General features: G+C 61.9%; 1 protein-coding gene and 1 pseudogene. Both read right to left on the reverse strand.

From position 1 onward, the window contains the following. Positions 1–330: pseudogene (fixJ, locus tag ACTHL0_RS26255) on the reverse strand (oxygen response regulator transcription factor FixJ); the annotation flags it as partial. Then, positions 327–2,843, reverse strand: a complete 2,517-nt coding sequence (fixL, locus tag ACTHL0_RS26260) for an oxygen sensor histidine kinase FixL (protein WP_440570021.1) — start codon at positions 2,841–2,843, stop codon at positions 327–329. The gene fixL and the pseudogene fixJ, both read right to left, overlap by 4 nt. Between the last annotated feature and the right edge of the window lie 369 nt (positions 2,844–3,212).

Genomic DNA, 3,212 nt, shown 5'->3' on the forward strand with positions numbered 1-3,212 from the left:
GAAATCCATCGCGCCTTTCTTCATCGTCGAGACGGCCATCGGCACATCGCCGTGACCCGTCACGAAGATGATCGGCAACGCGGCATCTTCTGCGATAAGGCGCTCTTGAAGCTCGAGCCCGCTCATGCCCGACATACGCACGTCGAGGATGAGGCAAGCGATTTGTCCGGCGTGCTGGGCGGGCTGATACGCTTCGAGGAATTGCTCGGCGCTCGAGAAGCACTGCACGCGATAGCCGTTCGCTTCCAAAAGCCAGCGCAGCGAATCTCGCACGGCTTCGTCATCGTCGACCACGAAGACGGTTTCCTGACTGGTGGCTGGGCTGCTCATAGTTCTCCCGTTACGGTTTGTGGTCTCGGTGCCGCGACCGTGCCGCTTTGGCCCGGATCGCTAGGTTCGCCGATCGGCAGACTACAGTGAAACGTGGCGCCTGTGATCTTGCCGTCCCCATCGACGTTGTTCACAACCCACAGACGGCCACGATGCGATTCGATAATCGAACGGCAAATATTGAGGCCCATGCCCATGCCGTCCGATTTCGTGCTGTAAAACGGCTCGAACAGCCGTTCGATCGCCGCTTCGTCGACCCCCGGGCCCTGATCGATCACGCTGATGCAGACGAAGCCCGAATCGAGGCGGACCAGCACGCGGATGATCGGATCGACGGCGTTCGGCCGCGCTTCGTGCATCGCTTCCGCGGCGTTCTTGAGCAGATTGACGAGCACCTGTTCGATCAGGACCGGATCGACATAGATAACGGGCAGGCGCGACCGCACTTCGGTGAGGATGCGAATCCGCCGCTTCCTGACTTCGATTTCGGCCAGGCCCACGGCATCGGCCACGATATCCGACACGCGCGCGGCTTGCCGCTTGGGTTCGCTGCGCTTCACGAATTCGCGGATGCGCTTGATGATCATGCCGGCGCGCACCGCTTGCTGAGCGGTCTTTTCAAGCACCGGCAGCAGCGTATCGGGCGTCGTCCGCCCGGCCTTGACCAGCGCGACGGTGCCCGAGCAGTAATTATTGATTGCCGCGAGCGGCTGGTTGAGCTCGTGCGCCAGCGACGACGCCATTTCGCCCATCGTCATCAGGCGGCTCGTGAAGTGAAGCTTTTCCTCTTGCTGGCGGGCAAGCTCCTGCGCCTGCTTGCGCGTCGTGATGTCCGTGGCGATCTGCATCTGCGCGAGATGGCCATCCACCCACTGGATGTATTGGCGGCGCACCTCGAACCACTTCTGGATGCTCTGAACGTAGATTTCCTGGGCGTCCGCGGCGCTTTCCGTCAGCGCGGCCGCCGGCAGCCCGGCGTACGTATCCACCATGTCGATGGAATCGGACGAGGCTTGCGAGTTGTCAAAGCCGCCGCCCGACAGTTCCAGATGGCCATCGGGGCGGATGCCGAACAGATGCCTGTAATAGCGATTGGCGAACAGCAACTCGGCTTCGTCCGCCGCCAGCACCGACACGGCCGCGTCGAGGCTTTCGAGCACTGTCGTGAAGCGTTCATGCGCGGCGGCGAGTTCTTCGCGCGCGCGTTTCGGCTCGGTGATGTCGGTCATCGAGGACATCCAGCCCGTCTGGCGCCCCGAGCTGTCGATGAGCGGCGAGACATACAGCCGGGCGTGAAACAGCGAACCGTCCTTGCGCCGCACGCGCAGTTCGAAGCCCGAAGAGGGCGCCTTGCCGCGCAGCGTCATGTCGAGCTGGCGCTGCATTTCGGGGTAGGAGTCTCGCGGCCAGTAGGGGAATGGCGCGGTCTTGCCCACGAGGTCGCTTTCATCCCAGCCCGTCATCCGGCAGAACGCCGGGTTCACGTGCGTGATGCGGCCGTGCATATCGAGCACCCGCATGCCGATCAGTACCGAGTTCTCCATGGCGCGGCGGAAGAACGCTTCGGCGTACAGCGCCTGCTGTGCCTCGAAGCGCTGGCGCGTGTGCTTCCACAAGCTCCAGAGGCTCCACAGCACGAAGCAAGAGAGGCCGGCAACGAGCCAGACCAGCGTGTTGTTAGTGAAGTTCGTGACTTGCGGGAAGGCATAGACACGCACCGTCACGCCTTGGCCGGGCGGATCGAGCGGCAAGTCGTAGAAGATGTCGCGCGGCAGACGCGGGCGTGTGGATGTGGTGGCCAGCTCGCGGTTGTTCGCGTCCGTGATCGAAATCTTGTACTTCGCCGATAGCTCGGGCGGGATGTCGTGCTTGAGGATGCCCTCGATCGAGAACACGGCCGCGATCGAGCCGAGAAATTCCCGGTCGCGATAGATGGGCGTCTGTAGCGTGAGATAGCCGTTGCCGATATCGTCGTAGATCAGCGGCGAATACTCCTGGCGGCGCGTGCTGCGTGCTTCGGCGAAGGCAGCCTTGACGGCCTCGTCCGTCTGCGCATCGGTCAGCCGCGTGAACCGTTGGCCCGCGAGCGGCAGCGGAGTGTTGGGCCAGCGCGGCAGCTTCTGCGACGTGTACCAGTTCAGGTAGAGAATCTCGGGATGGGCCTGGATGATGTCGGCCGTGGACATCTCGAATGCATGCTGATCCGTGTGGCCGGCCGCGATGTCGCGCGCAAGGGCTTGCAGCTGCTCTTGCGCACCCGTCATCGACAAGCGAATCTGTTGCTGCGCCCAAGCCACGTTCCGGTATAGCGTGTCTTCCTGTTGCTGTTGCTCGCGCCTGTTCAAGCTCCATAGGATGAGGCTCATCACCACCAGGAACACCAGGATGGAAAGCAAAGGCGTGAGCAGATACGAATTGGACCACCACGGTCCGTGGTGCCAGCGTGACGGCGCCGTCTCCGCCCGTTTACCGGACGGCCGCGCCGAACGTGCGAAAAGCCGATCGGTCAACATGGCTCGAATTGTAGCGCAGCGCGACATCGCCAATCGGCGTAAAAGGGGGGTATTCCCGTATCGTTCGATGCAACTGACGTCACATTGACGCCCGATCGCCATGCTTTTTGGGTGCGTTGCAGCAATATTTCGCATTATGAGAAATGATCTCGCAATTCGAAAAATTGATTGCTAAGGCGCCGTAAGCCTCTTTACAATCGCGACAGTTGCCGCGGTCCGACCCGGTCTGCGTCGTCCGTTCAAAAGAGCATTCCCCATCCAGGAGACGAGAATGTCCGCTGTGCCCGACGAAGTCATGAAATATGTCGCCGCCGATAAAGACGACGACCCCCAGGAAACCGGCGAATGGCTCGACGCGCTCGAAGGGGT

This window comes from Trinickia sp. (genome assembly GCF_051961175.1).
GTDB lineage: Bacteria > Pseudomonadota > Gammaproteobacteria > Burkholderiales > Burkholderiaceae > Trinickia.